At 60.5% G+C, this 19,539-nt stretch carries 17 protein-coding genes; 9 read left to right on the top strand and 8 right to left on the bottom strand.

Features of this window, described 5'->3' with window-relative positions; translation table 11 throughout:
• The first annotated feature begins 146 nt into the window (after positions 1-146).
• Both ACXWUF_RS02110 and ACXWUF_RS02105 read left to right on the top strand, forming a co-directional pair.
• A complete protein-coding gene (locus tag ACXWUF_RS02110) occupies positions 147-1,505 on the top strand; it encodes a glycoside hydrolase family 30 protein (RefSeq protein ID WP_458492997.1) in 1,359 nt (452 codons plus the stop codon).
• Between the two features lie 55 nt (positions 1,506-1,560).
• Positions 1,561-4,731, top strand: coding sequence for a hypothetical protein (locus ACXWUF_RS02105; protein WP_458492996.1), 3,171 nt, complete (start codon positions 1,561-1,563; stop codon positions 4,729-4,731).
• Positions 4,732-4,784: 53 nt separating this feature from the next.
• Here ACXWUF_RS02105 and ACXWUF_RS02100 read toward each other — a convergent pair whose 3' ends face one another.
• The 8 genes from ACXWUF_RS02100 to ACXWUF_RS02065 all read right to left on the bottom strand — a co-directional run bounded on the left by ACXWUF_RS02100 (position 4,785) and on the right by ACXWUF_RS02065 (position 12,109).
• Positions 4,785-6,101 carry a glycoside hydrolase family 30 protein gene (locus ACXWUF_RS02100; RefSeq protein WP_458492995.1) on the bottom strand — a complete coding sequence of 439 codons (1,317 nt, stop codon included), beginning with the start codon at positions 6,099-6,101 and terminating at the stop codon, positions 4,785-4,787.
• Positions 6,102-6,612: 511 nt separating this feature from the next.
• Positions 6,613-6,738 carry a hypothetical protein gene (locus tag ACXWUF_RS02095; protein WP_458492994.1) on the bottom strand — a complete coding sequence of 42 codons (126 nt, stop codon included), beginning with the start codon at positions 6,736-6,738 and terminating at the stop codon, positions 6,613-6,615.
• Positions 6,739-7,317: 579 nt separating this feature from the next.
• Complete coding sequence (ttcA, locus tag ACXWUF_RS02090; RefSeq protein ID WP_458492993.1) at positions 7,318-8,190, bottom strand: tRNA 2-thiocytidine(32) synthetase TtcA; 873 nt, start codon at positions 8,188-8,190, stop codon at positions 7,318-7,320.
• Complete coding sequence (gene fabB / locus ACXWUF_RS02085; RefSeq protein WP_458492992.1) at positions 8,180-9,397, bottom strand: beta-ketoacyl-ACP synthase I; 1,218 nt, start codon at positions 9,395-9,397, stop codon at positions 8,180-8,182. The genes ttcA and fabB overlap by 11 nt, the downstream gene beginning before the upstream one ends.
• A 15-nt stretch (positions 9,398-9,412) precedes the next feature.
• The gene (gene fabA, locus ACXWUF_RS02080) at positions 9,413-9,952 is read right to left on the bottom strand and encodes a 3-hydroxyacyl-[acyl-carrier-protein] dehydratase FabA (RefSeq protein WP_458492991.1); all 540 of its coding nucleotides are present in this window, start codon (positions 9,950-9,952) and stop codon (positions 9,413-9,415) included.
• Between the two features lie 250 nt (positions 9,953-10,202).
• On the bottom strand, positions 10,203-10,811 hold the full coding sequence (locus tag ACXWUF_RS02075; RefSeq protein ID WP_458492990.1) for an Hsp20/alpha crystallin family protein: 609 nt from the start codon (positions 10,809-10,811) through the stop codon (positions 10,203-10,205).
• Positions 10,812-10,835: 24 nt separating this feature from the next.
• The gene (locus ACXWUF_RS02070; protein WP_458492989.1) at positions 10,836-11,153 is read right to left on the bottom strand and encodes a chaperone modulator CbpM; all 318 of its coding nucleotides are present in this window, start codon (positions 11,151-11,153) and stop codon (positions 10,836-10,838) included.
• 2 nt (positions 11,154-11,155) lie between these two features.
• Positions 11,156-12,109 (bottom strand): DnaJ C-terminal domain-containing protein, encoded by a 954-nt coding sequence (locus ACXWUF_RS02065; RefSeq protein ID WP_458492988.1) that lies wholly within the window; start codon positions 12,107-12,109, stop codon positions 11,156-11,158.
• A 646-nt stretch (positions 12,110-12,755) separates the two neighbouring features.
• Here ACXWUF_RS02065 and ACXWUF_RS02060 point away from each other — a divergent pair.
• From ACXWUF_RS02060 to nadC, 7 genes are all read left to right on the top strand, one after another.
• A complete protein-coding gene (locus ACXWUF_RS02060; protein WP_458492987.1) occupies positions 12,756-12,965 on the top strand; it encodes a dodecin in 210 nt (69 codons plus the stop codon).
• Between the two features lie 65 nt (positions 12,966-13,030).
• Entirely contained in the window at positions 13,031-13,552 is a 522-nt protein-coding gene (locus ACXWUF_RS02055; RefSeq protein WP_458492986.1) for a disulfide bond formation protein B, read from the top strand.
• A gap of 100 nt (positions 13,553-13,652) precedes the next feature.
• Positions 13,653-14,345 (top strand): phosphate regulon transcriptional regulator PhoB, encoded by a 693-nt coding sequence (gene phoB / locus ACXWUF_RS02050; protein ID WP_458492985.1) that lies wholly within the window; start codon positions 13,653-13,655, stop codon positions 14,343-14,345.
• 12 nt (positions 14,346-14,357) lie between these two features.
• Positions 14,358-15,677 carry a phosphate regulon sensor histidine kinase PhoR gene (phoR, locus tag ACXWUF_RS02045; protein ID WP_458492984.1) on the top strand — a complete coding sequence of 440 codons (1,320 nt, stop codon included), beginning with the start codon at positions 14,358-14,360 and terminating at the stop codon, positions 15,675-15,677.
• 351 nt (positions 15,678-16,028) lie between these two features.
• Entirely contained in the window at positions 16,029-17,108 is a 1,080-nt protein-coding gene (locus ACXWUF_RS02040) for an OmpA family protein (protein WP_458492983.1), read from the top strand.
• Between the two features lie 240 nt (positions 17,109-17,348).
• The gene (locus ACXWUF_RS02035) at positions 17,349-18,527 is read left to right on the top strand and encodes a substrate-binding domain-containing protein (RefSeq protein WP_458492982.1); all 1,179 of its coding nucleotides are present in this window, start codon (positions 17,349-17,351) and stop codon (positions 18,525-18,527) included.
• Between the two features lie 79 nt (positions 18,528-18,606).
• Complete coding sequence (gene nadC / locus ACXWUF_RS02030; protein WP_458492981.1) at positions 18,607-19,458, top strand: carboxylating nicotinate-nucleotide diphosphorylase; 852 nt, start codon at positions 18,607-18,609, stop codon at positions 19,456-19,458.
• Positions 19,459-19,539: the final 81 nt, after the last annotated feature.

The following is a 19,539-nucleotide window of genomic DNA, read 5'->3' as shown; positions in this document are numbered from 1 at the left end:
GTTGCGGTGCGCGGTTGTCATTCATCAATTGGATATTCATCATGGCGCACCTTCACCCATCCTATGAATTTAATTCGACCGATTGATGACGGGGACGGTTTCGACGGCCACCGAATCCGCCACATTACCTGTACAGGATTAATCCCATGACCAAGCCACACCGCATTAAAAGCTTCTGTACGGCCCGCGATACCGGCCAGCGGCTATCCGCAACCGAAACCACCGCCTTTATTTCCGCCACGGCACCCGCCCGGCCCTCCGTTTTTATCGATCCCGCCGTGCAATTTCAGGAATTCATCGGCTTTGGCGGCGCCTTCACCGAAGCCTCCGCCGTAACGTTGGACAAAATGCCGTCCGATAAACGCCAGGAAATATTGGCTGCGTATTTTTCCCCAGACGCAGGCCACGGTTATACCCTGTGCCGAACCCACATTAATAGCTGTGATTTCGCCACTGGCAATTATGCCTATACCGAAGTCGATGGCGACACCGAGCTAAGCCATTTCAACATAGCCCGCGACCGTCTAGCTTTGATTCCCATGATTCGCGACGCGCAGGCCTTATGCGACGGGAAACTCGGGCTGTTTGCTTCGCCGTGGAGTCCGCCCGCGTGGATGAAGACCACCGGGCGGATGAATGGCGGCGGACAGCTCAAGCCCGAATATCGCGCCGCTTGGGCTGATTATTACGTCCGGTATATCCGTGAATATGAGCGAGAAGGAATACCCATCTGGGGCTTGACCGTGCAAAACGAGCCGGAAGCCACCCAAACCTGGGATTCCTGCCTATATACCGCCGAGGAAGAACGTGATTTCGTGCGGGATTTTCTCGGCCCTGCGCTGGAAAGCGCGGGGCTGGGCCATATCAAGATCATTATTTGGGACCACAACCGCGACCGGATGTATGAACGCGCCAAAATAGTCTTGGATGATCCGGCGGCGGCGCGGTATGTCTGGGGCGTGGGGTTTCATTGGTATTGCGGGGACCATTTCGATAATGTCCAAATGGCCCACGACGCCTATCCCGACAAACACCTTATCTTTACCGAAGGCTGTCAAGAAGGCGGGCCGCATTTAGGCTCTTGGGAAACAGGGGAGCGTTATGCCCGGTCCATTATTAATGACCTGAACCGCTGGACGGTCGCTTGGGTGGATTGGAATCTGATTCTGGATGAATTAGGCGGTCCCAATCATGTGGGCAATTATTGCAGCGCCCCGATTATCGCCGACACACAAACCGGCGATATAAGGTATCAAAGCTCGTATTTTTATATCGGGCAATTCTCGCGCTTCATCCGACCCGGAGCGCGGCGGATACTTTGCGCCAAAACATTGGACGCGCTGGAAGCGACGGCTTTTCTGAACACTGACGGAACGGTGGCCGTGGTCGTTTTGAACCGTACTGAGCAGCCTATCGAATTCGACCTGAAAACCACGGGAGTGCAGGCGGAGACGATGCTTCCGGCGCGGGGGATTAAGACGTTTTTGTTTGAGTTGGAAAAATAGTTATAGGATGGGTGAAGCGTAGCGTAACCCATCGACGATACTGAAACCTAAGCCCATGAGCCATCCCCCCTATTACTTCGACGAAACCGGCGCGTTCGTCGTCGAGCAATACAACGACCGCGCCCCCTTCGCCAGCTTCCTGCCCGGCATCGCCGGACCCACCGGCGTTCCGGCTTGGGCCTTTTACGTCAACCGGGGCCAAGCCATGGCCTGCTTCGGCGTGCGCAACAAGGACGGGGCCATGGTGGAATTCTTCCCCGCCGACAAAGCCTATCAACTCACGCCGTCCCGTGGCTTCCGCACCTTCCTGAAAGTTTCGGCGGGCGGCGAAGCCTTCACCCACGAGCCGTTCCAGCGCGGCGCCGGCGAGGAAGCCCGCCAACGCCTCTACATCACGCCCCACGAGGTCGGCGTGGAGGAAATTCACCCCCGCTTGGAGCTGCGCATCCGGGCCGATATGTTCACCTTGCCCGAGGCACCCCTGGCGGGGCTGGTGCGGCGGGTGACGGTGCAAAACCTGTCATCCCAGCCCCGGCGGGTGGAGATCGTGGACGGCCTGCCGCAAGTCCTGCCCTATGGCATGAATCAGTGGTGCGTGAAGTTCATGAGCCGCACCGTGGAAGCCTACATGGTGGTGGAAGGCGTGGCGGAACGGTCGCCGTTCTTCCGCCTGAAAGTGCTGCCCACCGACACGCCGCAGGTGGAGCCGGTGATGGCGGGCAATTTCTTCGCCGGCTTTCTGGATGGTCGGCGCACGCAGACGGTGGTGGATGCGGAAAAGATTTTCGGGCGGGCGGATGATTTTTCCAGCCCCGAGCGTTTCTATTCTGCCCAGCCTTTGGAATTTGGCGGACAAGTGACGGGCAACCGGACGCCTTCCGCCTTCCAGGCGTTGAGTCTTGACCTAGTGCCGGGGGAAATCCGCGTCTTTTATGGCGTGTACGGCCAGGCACCGACCTGGGAAATGCTCCAAGCATTCTTGGGCGGGATTACCGACGCGGCTTGGCTTGAAGCCAAGGGTGAAATCAATCGGCGGCTGGTGGACGACCTGACCCAGCGGGCCTTCACCGCCACGGCACAGCCTTTATTCGACGCCTACGCCCGCCAGTGTTATCTGGACAACGGCTTGCGTGGCGGCTTCTCCATGGCCGTGCCGGGCGGGAAGCGCCTGCATTTGTATGGCCGCAAGCACGGCGACCTGGAACGCGACTACAACGACTTTCTGGTGCAGGATTCGCCTTATTCCGAGGGCAACGGCGATTTCCGCGACATGCTGCAAAACCGCCGCCTGGATGTGTGGTTCGATCCCGCGCTGGACGCCCGGAACATCCATTACTTCTTCAACCTCATCCAGCCCGACGGCTACAACCCGCAAGTGCTGCGGAATTCGCGCTTTAGCGTGGATGGCGCGGCCTTTCCCGAGCCTACCGCCCGATTCCCCGGCCTGCGGGACTTGCTTGCCCGACCCTTCAAATACGGGGAGCTGTGGCGCGTCATCCGGGCCGGAACGGACGAACCCGAGCCGGTCATTGAAACCATTCTGCGGGATGCTCGGGAAGTGGAAGACGCCGAATTCGACCGGGGCTATTGGTCCGACCATTGGACTTATCTGGTGGATTTGCTGGAAAGCTACGCGGCCATTTTGCCGGAGCGGGTGGCCGATTTGTTCCGGGAGCGCCGCTACAGCTTTTTCGATCCCACCCATTTTGTGCTGCCGCGTTCCCGCAAACACGTTCTGACGCCGCAAGGCGTGCGACGCTTCGGCGCGGTGGAAGCCCGGCCCGAGAAAATCGCCCTGATTAACTCCCGCACCGAATGCCCCTACCGGGTCCGCGCCGATGGCGGCACGGGGGCGGTGGTGACAACCACCCTGCTCGGCAAAATCATCACCCTGGTCGCCAACAAACTGGCCTCGTTGGACCCCGACGGCGTGGGCATCGAAATGGAAGCCGACCGGCCCGGCTGGTGCGACGCGCTGAATGGTTTGCCGGGGTTGTTCGGCGCGTCGGTGAACGAGACCATCGAACTCAAGCGGCTGGCCGATTTCACCCGCCACGCCTTGGCCGATGTTGATGGTGAATGCCCGCTGCCGGTGGAATTGGCGGAATTCGTGGCGACGCTGGAAACGCTGTTGCAGCGCCCCGCCCTGTCCGCCGACGCCTTTTGGGAAGCCAGCCAGACCGCCAAGGAAGGCTATCGGGACCAGGTGTTCATGGGCTTCGAGGGCGCGGAAACAGCGCTTGCGTTTGAGCGGGCGCGGGTTTTCTTGGATAGGGTTTCGGCGTATCTGGACGGGGCCATCGCCAAGGCGCGGACAGCGGCGGGCATCGACACGTACTTTTCCTATGAGGCGGTAGCGTTCCGGGAAACGGGCAACGGGCATGTGGTCGTGACGCGCTTCCGGCGGCACCCGCTGCCTGTGTTCTTGGAAGGCTTCGTTCACGCCCTACGCATCGCCCCGCCGGAAGAAGCGCGGACGCTTTATCACGCGGCGCGGAACAGCCCGCTTTTCGACCGCAAGCTGGGCATGTACCGCGTCAATGAACCCCTGGGCGACCGGGCGCTGGCACTGGGGCGGATTGGCGTTTTCAATGATGGCTGGCTGGAAAACGGCTCCATCTTCCTGCACATGCATTACAAGTTCGTGCTGGAAATGGTGCGGCGGGGGCTGGTGGCGGAGTTCTACGGGGAAATCGAAAAGCTGTTGGTGCCGTTCCGCCGCGTCGAGGAATACCGCCGCAATCCCATCGAGAATTCCAGCTTTCTGGTGGGCAGCGGCTTCGCCATCGACGCTAGGGAACATGGCCGGGGCTGTGTGGCCCGCTTGTCCGGGGCGACGGTGGAATTCCTGCACCTGTGGGCGCATCTGTTCATAGGGCCGACCCCTTTTGTGTTTGAAGAGGGAAAGCTCCGGTTTCGGCCCACGCCCGCTTTGTCGAAGGCGCTGTTTTCTACGGTTGAGACACGGGTTGCCCCGTTTGGCGTGGAGGAAATGCTACCCCGCGACAGCGCGGCCTGTGCTTTCTTGGGGGCGACTTTGCTGGTGTACATCAACCCCACGCGCCGGGATACCTTCGGCCCGGACGCGCCCACGCCGCGCCGCTTTCAGCTATACGGGCGGGCGGGCGGCAGGCGGGCGGTGGATGGGTCGTATCTGGACGGTGAAGACGCCGAAGCTGTGCGGCGTGGCCAATTCCGGCGGGTGGATGTGCTACTTGGGGATTGATGCACCGCCTCACACACAGGGTAGGTCGGACTTAAGTCCAACCTACAGACACGTCATCCCGTCGGCCAAACATAAGTGGCGACCGCGCCGCCCGGCAAGATGACGGCGGCTCGTTGGCCCCGGTGAACAATGTTGAAGGATTGGGGGGCGGCACCATCGTTCAGCGCAATCAGGACGATATGGCCGTCGGGCGTGCGGAACGCCACATTGGGCAAGGCGGGCCACTCATCGGAATAAATCCTCACCGAACCGGGGCGGACGAATTTCGCGGCGTGGGCGATGACGTAATAGGCGACATTGCGGGTAACTCCATCGCCCACGGTCAAGGCGCCAACACAGCGGGATTCACCACCCGGCGTGTGGGGTCCGCAGTCAGGATCGGAAGCTAGGTTCCATTCCAGCACCACGCGGCTCCAATTCCGGGTGGCACCGATCAGGACGTGCCGCACATGCCACATCAAATCCGGGCCGAACGCGCCGTCCGCCCCAACCCATTGCTCGGTGAAATACAACTTCATGTCGGGATAAGCCCGGTGAATATTGGACAAAACCGCAATATCGCCGCCGTACAAATGCCAAGCCGAACCCGCCAGATAACGCCGCGCCTCGGCATCGGCGAACACCGCTAGTGGGTAGTCGGGCCTATCGCAGTTGTGGTCCCAGCAGAACACGTCCACCTCCGCCAAGCCCGCCGCCCACAAGGCCGGGCCCAGATGGTGTTTAATAAATTCGGCCTGCTCGTCCGCCGCCATGATCATGCTGGGGTCGTTCTTATGGTTCAGCGGCTCATTCTGCGGCGTGATGGCGTGAACGGTGACGCCATTTTCCCGCATGGCTTGGAGATATTTGACCAGATAGGCGGCGTAAACAGCGTAGCAATCCGGCCTTAGTTTGCCACCGACAAATCCACGGTTGGTTTTCATCCACGGCGGCGCCGACCAAGGCGCGGCGATGATTTTGAGCGCGGGATTGATCGCCAGAATCTCGCGCAGCAGGGGAATGACCTCGGGATCGCCTGCCCCGATGTCGAAATGGGCCAGCGCAAAATCTGCTTCTCCGGCAGGCGTGTCGTCATAGGAAAAGCAGCGCTCGCCGAGGTCGGACGCGCCAATGCTGAGGCGCAGGACGCCCACGCTGATGCCGTTCCCCCCGGGCGAGAACAGCTCCCGCAGCAAGGCGCTTCGCTCATCCACTGGCAAGCGACTGATGAGCAGGGCGCTACCGCCAGTCAGGGAAAAGCCGAATCCCTCCACGGCTTGGTAAGTCCGTCCCTCGTCCACGTTGATGCCGGGAGAGCTATCGATGGCGTCGGAAAAACGGAGGTCTTGCGCCTGTGGTTGCAGCAAGGCGCCTTGGTTGGTGGTGGTCAACCAAACCGCTAAGGATGGGCGTGATGGCATATTAAACGCTGGGCTTTTCCGAAGATGCCGAACCGTTCTCACGCAGCCGCTCGACTAGAGGCCGCTGGGCCGCTCTCGCAGGCGGGCAATGTTATCCGCAATGAACGCGAATGAATGCGGGCAGGGCCAGCGCGCCGAGCAAGATATAGAAGCCGGGCGTGAATCCGCAGGTTAATTTAATGCGGGAAACGAGCAAGCGGGCAAATAAGATCAGAAAAGATGAGGCTGGTTGTGGAGGGCGGTGTACGCCCGACTCTGTTTCGAGCGTTCGGGGCGGAACGAGTTAGATTCTAAAACGGATGGAGTTTGGCTTTCCAAACGGCTGTCGAATAACGACGGGCTGGAGAAGAAGCTGCGATAGGAAGGGAAATATAAAGGGGGAAGAGATAACCCCCTAGATACGAAGTGGCAAGGATAGAAAACTAGCTAAAGCCTAAGGCTATGGTGCATGGGTTTTCTAAACTTGCCACGATTCAAAAACTTACTTTTTTTCTTCGTCGTTGAAAACCCAGCGCACAAAGAACACACCAGCGGCGATAACCACGATGGTTACCACGATACCCACCGGGGATCTCATCTTTTCAACCAATTCGAGGATCATTCCCATTTTTTTATACCTACCTAAATTTGTTCTCTTGTGTGTCTCTTTGAATAGCGTCTCATGCTATTGCGGCGACTATCTTACCTTCTGCTCAATCTCTGTCAAGTCGAGTGAGTCTTGTTTTCCCGCTTAAAAAAGCCTGGGACACGCGACAAAATGACGCAGAATCCTTAATTTTCGTAAAAAAAAGCCCGAACCAGCGTTCGGGCTTCAAAACCTTAACTTAACAAGCTTATCCGCACTTTGTTGATATTCTTAAACTCCCTAAGCGAGGAAGTTATACACGGAGGAGGCTACGTTAAGATATAACTAATCTTAGAACTGAACAGGAGCTTCAATCTTCTGCTTGTCGCCGTCCGGGGAATTACCGCAGCCAACAACAACCAGAGACATCATGATAACGCTGACAACGCAGAGCAACTTCTTCATAAGATCCTCCTCAATTAAGCTTTAAAAGTTATAGTTGGTAGTGCCTACAGCACGACAACTTTATAAAGAAGATTTCCCCAAAATGCAAGAGCGGGATTTATCTTTGACGCGAAACCGCCCCAAATTGGGCGGCTCATCGACAGACGGACAGCCAGCCTAAAGGGCCAGCACGTCCAATCCCGCCGCGACAACTTCTGTCGGACAAGAGCCAAGTCCGCGCAATTGCTCAAGATTGGCGAAGTCGAATAAATTGCGATCCGCCAGCTGCGAGGGCGCGACATTTTGCAGCGCCGTGAAAATCGTCTCCACGCGGCCAGAATGCTGCCGATCCCAGCCCCGCAGCATCTCCTTCATCGCTTGGCGCTGGAGGTTTTCTTGTGAGCCACACAGGTTGCAAGGAATGAGCGGGAAATTCCTGATGGTGGCATAGCGGTCGATGTCCTGCTCCTTGCAGTAGGCCAGCGGTCGGATCACCACATGCCGCCGGTCATCGCTCAGGAGCTTGGGCGGCATCGCTTTGAGCGTGCCGCCGTAGAACAAATTGAGGAAGAAGGTTTCTAGGATGTCGTCGCGGTGATGGCCGAGGGCGATCTTGGTGACGCCATTCTCGGACGCATAGCGGTACAGGATGCCCCGGCGGAGGCGGGAACACAGCCCGCAGGTGGTCTTCCCTTCCGGGACGACCCGCTGGACGATGCTGTAGGTGTCCTGCTCGATGATCTGGAATGGCACGCCCCGGCTGGTCAGATAGTCCGGCAGCACATGGGCCGGAAAGCCCGGCTGCTTCTGGTCCAAATTAACGGCCACGATATCGAAGTTGATCGGGGCGCTAAGGCGGAGACTCAGGAGGATGTCCAGCAGCGTGTAGGAGTCCTTGCCACCGGACAGGCAGACCATGACCTTGTCGCCCTCATCAATCATACCGTAATCGACGATGGCGTCCCCCGTGAGCCGCCGCAGGCGCTTTTGCAGCTTGTTGAACTCGTAGCGCTGCTTTTCCCCCAGATGGGCCGTCGCGCTATCCGTCATACCGCTGGAATACGAGGCTCGCGTTGGTGCCGCCGAAACCGAAGCTGTTGGACATGGCGATGTCCACTCGGGCGTCGTCGATGCGCTGGCGAACCACGGAGACGCCTTCCGCGCCCGGATCGAGGTTTTCGACATTCGCGGACGCGGCGATGAACCGGCCCTCCATCATCAACAGCGAGTAAATCGCCTCATGCACGCCCGCCGCGCCCAGGGCGTGGCCGGTCAGAGACTTAGTGGACGCGATGGGGGGCACTTCGTTGCCGAACACTTCCCGAACCGCCTGCAACTCCCGGATGTCGCCCACCGGGGTGCTGGTGCCATGGGCGTTGATGTAGTCGATGGGGCCACGGATGTTTTCCATAGCTTGTCTCATGCAGCGCACCGCGCCCTCGCCGGAAGGCTGAACCATGTCGTAGCCGTCGGAGGTGGCGCCGTAGCCCACCAATTCCGCGTAGATTTTCGCGCCACGGGCCTTGGCGTGTTCCAGTTCTTCCATGACTAAAACGCCGCCGCCACCGGAAATGACGAAACCATCCCGGTCCGCGTCGTAGGGACGCGAGGCCCGTAGCGGCTCATCATTGTATTTGGAGGACAGGGCGCCCATGGCGTCGAACAGCACGCTCAGCGTCCAATGCAATTCTTCACCGCCGCCCGCGAAAATAATGTCCTGCTTGCCCAGTTGAATCAGTTCCGCCGCGTTGCCGACGCAATGGGCGCTGGTGGCGCAGGCCGAGCTAATGGAATAGTTGACGCCCTTGATCTTGAACGGCGTCGCGAGGCAAGCGGAATTGGTGTTGGACATGCTGCGCGGCACCATGTAGGGGCCGACCTTCTTCACGCCCTTCTCCCGGAAGCTATCCCAGGCCAGCAGCATGTTGGAGGTCGAGGGACCGCCCGACCCCATGATTAAGCCGCTGCGCGGGTTCGACACCTCGCTCCCTTCAAGCCCGGCGTCCGCGATGGCCTCACGCATGGCGATATAGTTGTAGGCCGCGCCCTCGCCCATGAAGCGCCGAATCTTGCGGTCGATCAGGTCGTCGGGATTCAGCCGCAGGGGACCATGCACATGGCTGCGGAAAGCGAGTTCACGGTACTCGGCGCTCAGCTCGATGCCGGATTTGCCCTCGCGCAAGGACTCCGTCACTTCCTGCCGATTGTTGCCGATGCTGGATACGATACCGAGGCCGGTAACAACAACACGTTTCATAACCTGGGAACTCCTTTAGAAAGCATCCGTGGAAGTGAACAGTCCGACCCGCAGGTCGGTGGCCTCATAGATGACCTTGCCATCGCATTCCATCTCGGCGTCGGCGATGCCCATCACCAGCTTGCGCAGGATCACTCGCTTCAAATGAATACGGTAGGTCACGAGGGTGTGATGGGGCAAGACCTGGCCGCGGAACTTGACCTCGCCGCCGCCGAGCGCCCGCCCGCGTCCGAGGCCACCCATCCAGCCGAGATAGAAGCCAATCAGCTGCCACATCGCGTCCAGGCCCAAACAGCCGGGCATGACCGGGTCGTTCTGGAAGTGGCAGGCGAAAAACCAGAGGTCTGGATTGATGTCCAATTCGGCGGTAATTAAGCCCTTTTCGTGGGGGCCGCCGTCCGAATCAATGTGCGTGATGCGGTCAAACATCAGCATGGGGGGCAGTGGCAACGTCGCGTTGCCGGGACCGAACATTTCCCCGCGCCCGCATTGAAGCAGGTCTTTACGGGTATAGCTATGCTGCCGCTGCTGTAATTGTGGTTCCTTGAGTATCATGAAATAGCCCGATATTGGTGCTGCCCAGTCAGGTCGACATCGAATCCGCCGCCCGAAGGAATCATTCTATAAACCCAATGTTCCGAAGCGTCGAACCGTGCCGACCTGTTGGCGATAACCTGTCAAAACCGTCCGAACTTCGCAATCGGGCTGCGCGCTTCAATCCACTTCCGGTCAGTAAGCCGGAAGAAAACTGTCTAAAATCGAAAGTCCGTTACTTTCCGCCAACGCGAATCCTGAAAAAAGCGGACTATTGTACCAGGAAAACATGAATCGAATTAGGCCAACCCCTGTGTTGTCGAAACCATTTCCAAGCTCCAATCGTCCAGCCGGAGACTCGGCGGCCTTGCCATTCACCACAGTTCGCCCAGCGCTTATCAAGCGCCGTCACTACCCGCCCCACGCGATTGCGAACGCGCTTGGGCAGCGTGATGGCAAGAACCCCGGCCCGATAATGGGTGGTCGCGTGGTCCCGGTCCACGTCCGCTGGCAGATGAACCGCCCGCCCGAAAGCCCCGTAGGCGCGTTCCAACAAAAAATACCGGCCCGCCTCCGGCATCTCCTCTTGCGCCGCCCGCTTCTCGCCGCGAATCACCAGCACGTTCTCAATCACATCGACATCGAAATCCTCCGGGCGCATCCCCGGCGCTTCGAGGGCGACCACCACCCGGTCCTCCGTCTCGCACACCTCCGCCGGTAGCAGGCTCCAGCGGGAAGCGCCCCGCCCCGGCCCGGCCTCTCCGGCGGGCATGAAGTGGGTCAAGGCGTGGGCGGCCCGTTGCTTGAGGGCGTGCCAGCCTTCCGACAAGACACTGAGGGCGCGACTTGAATCATAGCCGTCTTGATGGGAGGTATTCATGAGAATGGCTCCGATTGAATTCGGTCAGTTGAACAAGGACTCGCGGACGAGCCGCCGCGTGGCGTCCAACTCTTCCAGCAGATGCAGTGCCAAGGCGGCGCCGGGCAGGTTCACCCGCAAGTCCCGCTGCAAACGCAAGGCGGTCTGCACGCGCCGCAAATCAGCGGCCCGGAAGCGCCATTGGGCCGGTTCGCCGCCCTCCGGTTCGATGATGCCCTCGTCGACCACCTCCAGCACATAATCCGCGCTGATCCGGCAAACCTCACACAATTCCACCAGCGAAAACCGCGTCCGCTCGTCCAGCAACACGCCCTTCGCCGTCATTTTGGAACGTTCGGCCATCGTCAATCCTCCATGTGGGCACGCGGATTCATGGGCATGAGTTCCGCCATCCGCTGATATAAGGCCCTGGCCTCAGGGCTAGTCGCCTCCGGCGTCACAAGGCGCAGCACCACGTACTGATCCCCTGGCGGCTCGCCCGGCAAGCCCCGGCCCTTCAAACGAAGTTTATGCCCGGTTTGAGAATTTGGGGGGAGTGTCAGGCCGACTTTGCCGGCCAGGGTGGGCACGGTGACTTTCTTGCCCAAGGCGGCCTCCCAGGGAGCCACGGGCAAATCAAGATAAATGTCGCCCCCTTCCGGCCTGAATAAGCGGTGCGGCTTGAAGTGGACTTCCAAGTACAAATCGGCGGCGGCCCCACCCCGCGTCCCGGTGCCGCCCTGTCCGGCCAGGCGGATGCGCTGACCCTTCCTGACGCCTTTGGGAATCCTCACGTTCAGTGTGCGGGAGCGCAGGGTGACGCGCCCACGGGGGTCCAGCTCCGGCACTTCCAGGGCGATGGTCTGGACGCCCCCGGCATAGGCGTCTTCCAAGCCGACATGGACGACGGCGTGCCGGTCCTCGGGCGTCAAGGGTCCGCCCCATGCGCCACGAGCTTGCCGACTTCCGCGTCCGGCGGAGCGCCCGAACAGGCTCTCGAAAAAATCGCTGAACCCCGCCGCGTCGCCCCCGGTGAATCCACCACCCCCGAAGTCGAAGCCGACATCCCAATCGGGTGGCGGACTGAACCGCTCGCCGTGGTGACGGCCCGTGCCGATGCGGTCGTAGGCGGCGCGTTTTTCCGGGTCCTTAAGCACCTCATAGGCCTCGCCCAATTCCTTGAACTTGTCCTCGGCCTTGGACTCCTTGCTGACATCGGGGTGATATTGGCGGGCCAGCTTCCGGTAGGCGCGCTTAATATCCTCCTGGGAGGCGTCACGCGGGACGCCCATAATTTGGTAATAGTCTCTGAATTCCATAGGTGCCCTTCCGGGGTAGTGTTCTCGATATGGATATGAAGAGCATTAACTTTATGATTATAAAAGGCTTGATTGGTTCTGCATCCACTTTTGGGACACTACCCTTGTTTCGTTCACGATAAATTTAACTGCTTTCACCGTGGCCGTTATAGGGGCATTAGTCATGATTTATCATTCTTCGTTATTTCATGGGGACTGGTTGGTCGGATTAATGTCAAAAAAAGGCAGCGTGGGAATGACCGGAAATTTTCTTGTCGGCCCGCGTTTTCTATCGGGTACCGGGCGTATTGAAACTGTCGTTGACCGCCCGATAAATGCGGAGGTAAACGAATGGCGGGAAGGATCGAACCATGTGCGGCAAATTAATTCGATGGCGCCTGGGAATCGTTCTGGCGACCTCGCTGCAACCGGCGGCGGGCTGGTTCTGGCCACCGCCGGGGAGGCGACGCACCCGCCCCACTCCCAACCCCTAGCGACCCGGACCACCGGACGCGGCTGACAACGGTCAGGGCGTCCATCCCCGCTTTCGGCACAATCCCACCGCCTTCCCAGATATGGACTCCTTCGGCCCGCGCCCGTATGCTCTGTGCGGTCCAGTCGGCGCTTGCCTCACCCGCCCACCTCCCACACTCAAAGGAGCAGAGCCATGCCCAGCCGTTGCTATAAACTCATCGAAATCGTCGGTACTTCCCCAGAAAGTTCGGACCAAGCCATCCGCAACGCCGTCGAGAAAGCCTCGAAAACCCACGATCACCTAGACTGGTTCCAGGTCATCGAGACTCGCGGCCATATCGTTGACGGCAAGGTCGCCCATTTCCAGGTGGTGTTGAAAGTGGGATTCCGCCTCGAAGATTGATAGATTCCTCATCCCGTGGCGGCGTCGCCCGATGCCGCCGTACTCCAACCCGCCTTGCCCCCATCATGCTAAAACTACTCAGCCAATTCAGCCCCAGAACCTATTTCCTGCTCGGCTTCCTGTATTGCGTCGGCCTGATTTTGATGGCGCTGTTCTTCCAGTTCTCCGGCGGACTCGATCCCTGTCCCCTGTGCATTTCCCAGCGCATCATGGTGGTGGCGGTCGGCTTGGTCATGTTGGCGGCGGTGCTGCACAACCCCGGCCCTTCCGGTGTCCGCCGTTATGCCGTATTCGGCGCCCTCACCGCGCTGGTGGGCGGCGGCATTTCCGCCCGTCACGTCTGGATACAACATTTGCCCTCCGACGAAGTGCCCGCCTGCACCCCCGGCCTGGAATATATGTTCCATTACTTTCCCCTGACCGACACGCTTAAAGCCATGGTGACGGGCACCGGCGATTGCGCCAAGGTGGACTGGACCCTGCTCGGCCTCAGTATGCCGGCCTGGGTGCTGATATGCTTCCTTTCCCTGGCGGTGCTCAGCCTCGTCCAATGGTGGAACACCGCCGCCCGCCCGGCGTCGGAATAATCGCGCCGGACTGGCCCTTGGGTGCCCGGCGCGACTGTAACGAAATCATCATAATCGCCACGTACATTGCGGTGGTATTCGTCACAGTGAGCTTTGAAGAATGACCGCTATAAACGTAATCGTCGTCGAGGATGAAGACGCCATCCGCGAAATGCTGACCATGGTGCTGGAACAGGCCGAGTTCTGTGTGCGGGCCGCGCCGGACACCCAACAAGCCCAGGCGCTCATGGCCGAGCAAACGCCCGATCTCATCGTGCTGGATTGGATGCTACCGGGCCTGAGCGGGGCCGAATGGGCCAGGCGGCTTAAGAAAGATAAGGAACTCGGCGACATCCCCATCATCATGGTGACGGCGCGGGGCGAGGAAGAAGACAAGATTCGCGGCCTGGATGTCGGCGCCGACGACTATGTGACCAAGCCGTTCTCGCCCCGGGAATTGGTGGCCCGCATCAAGGCGGTCTTGCGGCGCACCGGCAAGCTGGGTCGCTCGGGCCGCATCGAGCAGGGCGGAATCACCCTGTACAATGAGGAGCATCGGGTCTCCATCGCCGACAATCCGGTGCTGCTGAGTCCCACCGAATACCGCCTGCTGGAGTTCTTCCTGACCCATCCCGATAAGGTCTACAGCCGGAGCCAACTGCTGGACCAAGTGTGGGGCCGCAGTTCGTTCATTGAGGAGCGCACCGTGGATGTGCACATCCGCCGCCTGCGCAAGATTCTGTCCGAGCATGGCCGGGAAGAAATGATCCAGACGGTGCGCGGGTTCGGCTACCGCTTTTCTGAGCAACTCTAAAACGGCTTCATCTTGAGTACCTGGCGGTCGGAACTGTCATTCATTTTCTTGGCGCTGGTGGTCGGCGCTTTTTTCGGCAAGCTGTTCGGCCAGCCGGTCATTGTGCTGTGGCTGGGCCTCTTGGTCTATCTGGCTCGCCACCTGTTCTACGCCAACCGATTGATGGCTTGGCTGCGCGGTGGCCGGGCCAATGAAATGCCCCACGCCGACGGCGTTTGGGAAGAAATCTACTACCTGATCTTCCGGCTGCGCCGCCGCAACAAGCGCCGCAAAAAGCAGCTCATCCGGGTGCTGGAGCGCTTCCGCACCGCCACCGCCGCCCTGCCGGACGCCACCGTGGTGCTGGGTCCGAGGGACCAAATCGACTGGTTCAACGAGGCCGCCGGAAAGCTGCTGGGGTTGCGGCGCGGCGACATCGGCCAGAAGATCGGCAATCTGTTGCGCTATCCCAAATTCACCCATTATTTGCGCCACGCCGATTATCAGGTGACGGTGGGCATTCCCTCGCCGGTGCTGGATAACGTGCAACTGGAAATCCGCGTCGTGCCCTATGGCGAGGATTTGCGCCTGCTGGTGGCCCAGGACGTGACCCATCTACGGTTCATGGAGCGGGTCCGCACCGATTTCGTCGCCAACGTCTCCCACGAACTCCGCACGCCGTTGACCGTGCTCAAGGGCTACTTGGAGACCCTGAACGATTCCGTCGGCACCGTGCCGGATTCCTATAAGAAAGTGTTCCGCCGCATGGAGGAACAAACGGCCCGCATGGAAAGCCTGGTGGATGGGCTGCTGTCGCTGACCCGCCTGGAATCGGGGGCGTATCAAGTCCCGCAGCAAGAAGTGGACGTGCCCGCCTTGCTGGAACTCATCTGCGAGGAAGCCGAGCTGCTGGCGGACCCGCGCCCCACCCTGGAATTGTGGCTGGAAAGTGAGGCGTGGCTGTTGGGCGGCGAGCCGGAATTGCGTAGCGCCTTCTCCAACCTGGTGGTGAACGCCATGAAATACAGCCCGTCGAGCGCCAAGGTAAGCGTGCGTTGGCGGGACGAAAAGCGGGGCGTCCGGCTGGACGTCGAGGACACCGGACCCGGCATTTCCCAGGAGCATTTGCCCCGGCTCACCGAGCGCTTCTACCGGGTGGACGTCGAGGGCAGCAAGAGTGGCTCCGGGCTGGGGCTGGCCATCGTCAAGCACGTACTGGCGAGGCATGGCGCGGAACTCAAGATCACGAGCGTGCCCGGCCAAGGCAGTTGTTTTAGCTGCTGCTTCCCGGAGAAGCGGGTGGTCCGTGCCAGCCAAGCCGAGGCCGAATCGCTCCGCGCCCTGGGATTCTGATTTCGTCCCTTTCATCGCGCCCGCTGTCGCCCCATTGCCGATCACCGCGCCGATTTTCCCTTCCTGTTGCTTAACCACCCCATGAAAAAGCACCTGCATGGGGCATGGCTTGGCATCCATTCATCAACAACCCATCGTGGCGGACGCCTCGACCAAGCACTACATAAAGGCTTTGGCGCGTCGCCGCTTTGTCGAAAAGCCAGAAACAGCTAACAGTATTGTTATAAGTAATTGCCCTAAGGGCTTGAAAAAAGGACCGATTCCGGTTGCGCACCGCCACCCGAGCCGCTACCATTGGCTTTGTTGCGAATTTCTCAATGGTTGTTGTGATTTGGTCTATAGGAGACTGACATGTCAAAAAGAATTCTTCTCGCCCTCGGTCTCGTGGGGGCGGTGGCCGGCGGAGCCGTCCAAGCGGACGAGACGTTTTTGGACGACCGCTTTTACATCGCGCCCTTCGGCAGCTTCCTCTACACGGGCGGCGACACCAAGGGTATGCAAGGCTGGGGGGCCGGTGCGGGCGTCGGCAAGATTATCAATGAATACTTCAACGTCGAGTTGAAAGGCTTCTGGCAGAACTACGGCAACGACATTCGGGGCGTGGGTGGTCACACCGACATCGCGGGCGGCACGGTCGATCTGCAATACTACTTCATGCGCGACACCTTCTCCCCCTATGCCGTGTTCGGCGTGGGCGGCATGAACACCAGCGCCCGCGACTTGGCGGGTGGTGGCCGGGCGCAAAGCTCCTTCATCTTCGAAGCGGGCCTGGGCGCGACGGTTGAACTGTCCGACAACTTCCTGCTGCGCGGCGACGTGCGCTATCGCGGCAACACCGCCAACGCCCTCAACGATTTCAACGGCGGCACCGCCAAGTCCGACCTGCTGAATGACCTGGTGGTGAACCTCGGCTTCGTCATTCCGTTCGGCGAAAAGCCTCAGCCTTTGGCCGCCGTGCCCACCGCCCCGGCGGAGGAATGCGCCCGTGGCCGCGACACCGACCACGACGGCGTGGACGACTGCGACGACCGCTGCCCCGGCACCATGAAGAACAGCAAGATCGACGATCAAGGCTGCCCGATTGTGATGGAACTGCGCGGCGTCAACTTCAAATACGATTCCGACGAACTGACCGAAGGCGCCCAGTCCATTCTGGATGGCGTGGTCGAGCAGCTGGTGGCCTTCCCCGAGAAGCGCGACATCGAAGTGGCCGGTTACGCCAGTGACGAGGGCAAGCCCAACAAGAAGCCGTACAACCTCAAGCTGTCGCAGCGCCGCTCCGAGTCGGTGGCCCGCTACCTGAAAGCCAAAGGCGTCACCAATAGGCTTTCGGCCAAGGGCTACGGCGTGGAATACCCCATCGCCGACAACAGCACCGAGGCTGGCCGGGTCAAGAACCGCCGCGTCGAACTGCGTTGGATGGGCGACTAAGCAACACGCCCCCTATCGGCGGCTTCGATCGCCGAACCCAAGCAAACCCGCCATCCGGCGGGTTTGCTTTTTAGTGCGCATTCATGCAGGCCGACCCGGCTTCAAAGACCGGGTCGGCCTAAATTTGAGGAACAAGCCATTCAAAGACGCCCGCATCGCGGGCCGCGCCGACATGGGTTTACAATCTGCGTCCCCTACCCCGCTTTCCGCGTTTACTCACGACTTTTGATGAAGCTTTTTATGCGAAAAAATGCCCTTGCCCTCGCCGCCCTCGTGGGCGCCGGAATATTCTCGGCGTCGGTTTCCGCTGAATTCCACCGTGGCTATATCCTGATCGTCGGCTCGTCCGCCGTGACCCCTTATGTCAAAGCGGTCGGCGAGCGGCTCGTCAAGAACAAGCGCTTCCAGACGCCCCTGGCGCAGGCGACGGGCACCAGCGGCGGCATCAAGCTGTTTTGCGAAGGACTCGGCGTGGAATCGCCCGACATCGTCGCCACCGCCCGCCCCATGAAAACCAAGGAGCGCGACGAGTGCCGGACCAACGGCGTTGGCGATGTCCTTGAACTGAAAATCGGCTATGACGGCCTGGTGCTGGCCCAATCCAAGAAAGCCCCGCCCTTGGCCCTCACCCGCAAGGAAGCCCGCTTGGCCCTCGCCAAATGGGTGGCGGACGCCTCGGGCAAACTGGTGCTTAACCCCAACAAAAGCTGGAGCGACATCAATCCCGCCTTCCCGGCCACCCCGATTGAAGTGTACGGCCCGCCGCCCGTGTCCGGTGCCTACGACGCCTTCGCGGACATGATCGCCGACCAGGAATGCAAGGGCCGCCCGTGGAGCGTTGACGGCAAGGCCGAACCCACCCTGGACGCGCTGAAAAAATGCCGCGCCCTGCGGGAAGACGGCGCGTATGTCGAAGGCCGCGAAAATGACGAAGACCTCGCGGCGCGGCTGGGCGGTTCGCCCGCCAAGGTCGCCATCTTCGATTACGGGCTGTTGACCGAAAACGCCGCCCACAGCCGCGCCATCCCCATCGACGGCGTGGAGCCGGATCAATACTCCATCGCGAACAAGGCCTATCCCGGAACGCGGCCTTTGTTCCTGTACGTCAAGCAGGCCAACATCGGCGCCACGCCCGGACTCAAGGAATTCATCGCCGAAGCCGCCAGCGAAAACGCCTGGGGCGACAAGGGCTATCTGAAATCCCTAGGGCTCGTCGTGATGCCGCCCGAGGAGCGGGCCACCCAGACGGCGGACGTCAAGGCGCTGGGCATCACGCCCGTCGCGACGGTGGCTAGCGCCAGCGGCACCGGCAAGAAAGCTTCGGCCAAGGGGTCTAAAACCTCCGCCACTAAGGAAGCCAAGCCCGCCGCAGCCAAACCAGCCAAAGAAACCAAGGCCAAAGCCAAGGAACACAAATAGGCCGACCGTCCGACAAACGCATAAACCGACTCGGTTTCTAAAACCGAGTCGGTTTTTTACACCTGAGGGATTCGTCAATATGAGCTTGGAATCTTCAATTTCCCCGGCCCCAGACCCCGCCGAGATCGGCCGCTTCCTGGCCGAAGACCTGGGTTCCGGCGATTTGACGGCGCTGATCGTGCCCGAAACCACGCGGGCCGTGGCCACCGTCGTGACGCGGGAACCGATGACGCTGTGTGGTCGGGACTGGTTCGCCGCCGTGTTCGCACGGCTGGACGCCTCGGTGGAAATCACCTGGCGGGCGGAGGAAGGGGCCGATGTGGCGGCGGGCACCGAGTTGTGCGGCCTGCGCGGCCCGGCGCGAGCCTTATTGACCGGCGAGCGCACCGCCCTGAACCTGCTGCAAACCCTGTCCGCCACCGCCACCACGGCCAGGGTTTACGCCCGCGCCGTGGAGGGCACCGGCGTCAAGGTGCTGGACACCCGCAAGACCATTCCCGGTCTCCGGCTGGCCCAGAAATACGCGGTGCGTTGCGGTGGCTGCCACAACCACCGGGTGGGCCTGTTCGATGGGATTCTCATCAAGGAGAACCACATCCTCGCCGCCGGCTCCATCACCCAGGCCGTGCGGGCCGCGCAAGCCTTGCAAGCCGGGGTCATGATCGAGGTGGAGGTGGAAACCCTGGACGAATTGCGGGAGGCGCTGGCGGCGGGCGCGGCGCGGATTCTGCTCGACAATTTCACCCCCGCCATGCTGCGGGAGGCCGTGAATCTCGCCCAAGGCCGGGCCGAACTGGAAGTCTCCGGCAATGTCACCCTCGACACCCTCCGCCAAATCGCCGCAACCGGCGTGGACTACATCTCGGTGGGGGCGCTGACTAAAAATATCCGCGCCATCGACCTGTCCATGCGGATTGTGTTTGACACTTAAGCTGCATGGTGTCGGGCTGGAGTCCGAACTTTAGTTTGGACAATCCGGCCTTCAAACCGGGGCTGATCTGTCCAAACTAAA

Source organism: Methylomagnum sp. (assembly GCF_054333355.1).
This window is presented reverse-complemented; position numbering and strand designations above follow the sequence as displayed.

Bases quoted from the DNA above. Each gene is read 5' to 3' on its own strand.
- ACXWUF_RS02110 (WP_458492997.1), top strand. From the start codon at position 147: ATGACCAAGCCACACCGCATTAAAAGCTTCTGTACGGCCCGCGATACC.
- ACXWUF_RS02105 (WP_458492996.1), top strand. From the start codon at position 1,561: ATGAGCCATCCCCCCTATTACTTCGACGAAACCGGCGCGTTCGTCGTC.
- ACXWUF_RS02095 (WP_458492994.1), bottom strand. From the start codon at position 6,738: ATGGGAATGATCCTCGAATTGGTTGAAAAGATGAGATCCCCGGTGGGT.
- ttcA (WP_458492993.1), bottom strand. From the start codon at position 8,190: ATGACGGATAGCGCGACGGCCCATCTGGGGGAAAAGCAGCGCTACGAG.
- fabB (WP_458492992.1), bottom strand. From the start codon at position 9,397: ATGAAACGTGTTGTTGTTACCGGCCTCGGTATCGTATCCAGCATCGGC.
- fabA (WP_458492991.1), bottom strand. From the start codon at position 9,952: ATGATACTCAAGGAACCACAATTACAGCAGCGGCAGCATAGCTATACC.
- ACXWUF_RS02075 (WP_458492990.1), bottom strand. From the start codon at position 10,811: ATGAATACCTCCCATCAAGACGGCTATGATTCAAGTCGCGCCCTCAGT.
- ACXWUF_RS02070 (WP_458492989.1), bottom strand. From the start codon at position 11,153: ATGGCCGAACGTTCCAAAATGACGGCGAAGGGCGTGTTGCTGGACGAG.
- ACXWUF_RS02065 (WP_458492988.1), bottom strand. From the start codon at position 12,109: ATGGAATTCAGAGACTATTACCAAATTATGGGCGTCCCGCGTGACGCC.
- ACXWUF_RS02060 (WP_458492987.1), top strand. From the start codon at position 12,756: ATGCCCAGCCGTTGCTATAAACTCATCGAAATCGTCGGTACTTCCCCA.
- ACXWUF_RS02055 (WP_458492986.1), top strand. From the start codon at position 13,031: ATGCTAAAACTACTCAGCCAATTCAGCCCCAGAACCTATTTCCTGCTC.
- phoB (WP_458492985.1), top strand. From the start codon at position 13,653: ATGACCGCTATAAACGTAATCGTCGTCGAGGATGAAGACGCCATCCGC.
- ACXWUF_RS02040 (WP_458492983.1), top strand. From the start codon at position 16,029: ATGTCAAAAAGAATTCTTCTCGCCCTCGGTCTCGTGGGGGCGGTGGCC.
- ACXWUF_RS02035 (WP_458492982.1), top strand. From the start codon at position 17,349: ATGCGAAAAAATGCCCTTGCCCTCGCCGCCCTCGTGGGCGCCGGAATA.
- nadC (WP_458492981.1), top strand. From the start codon at position 18,607: ATGAGCTTGGAATCTTCAATTTCCCCGGCCCCAGACCCCGCCGAGATC.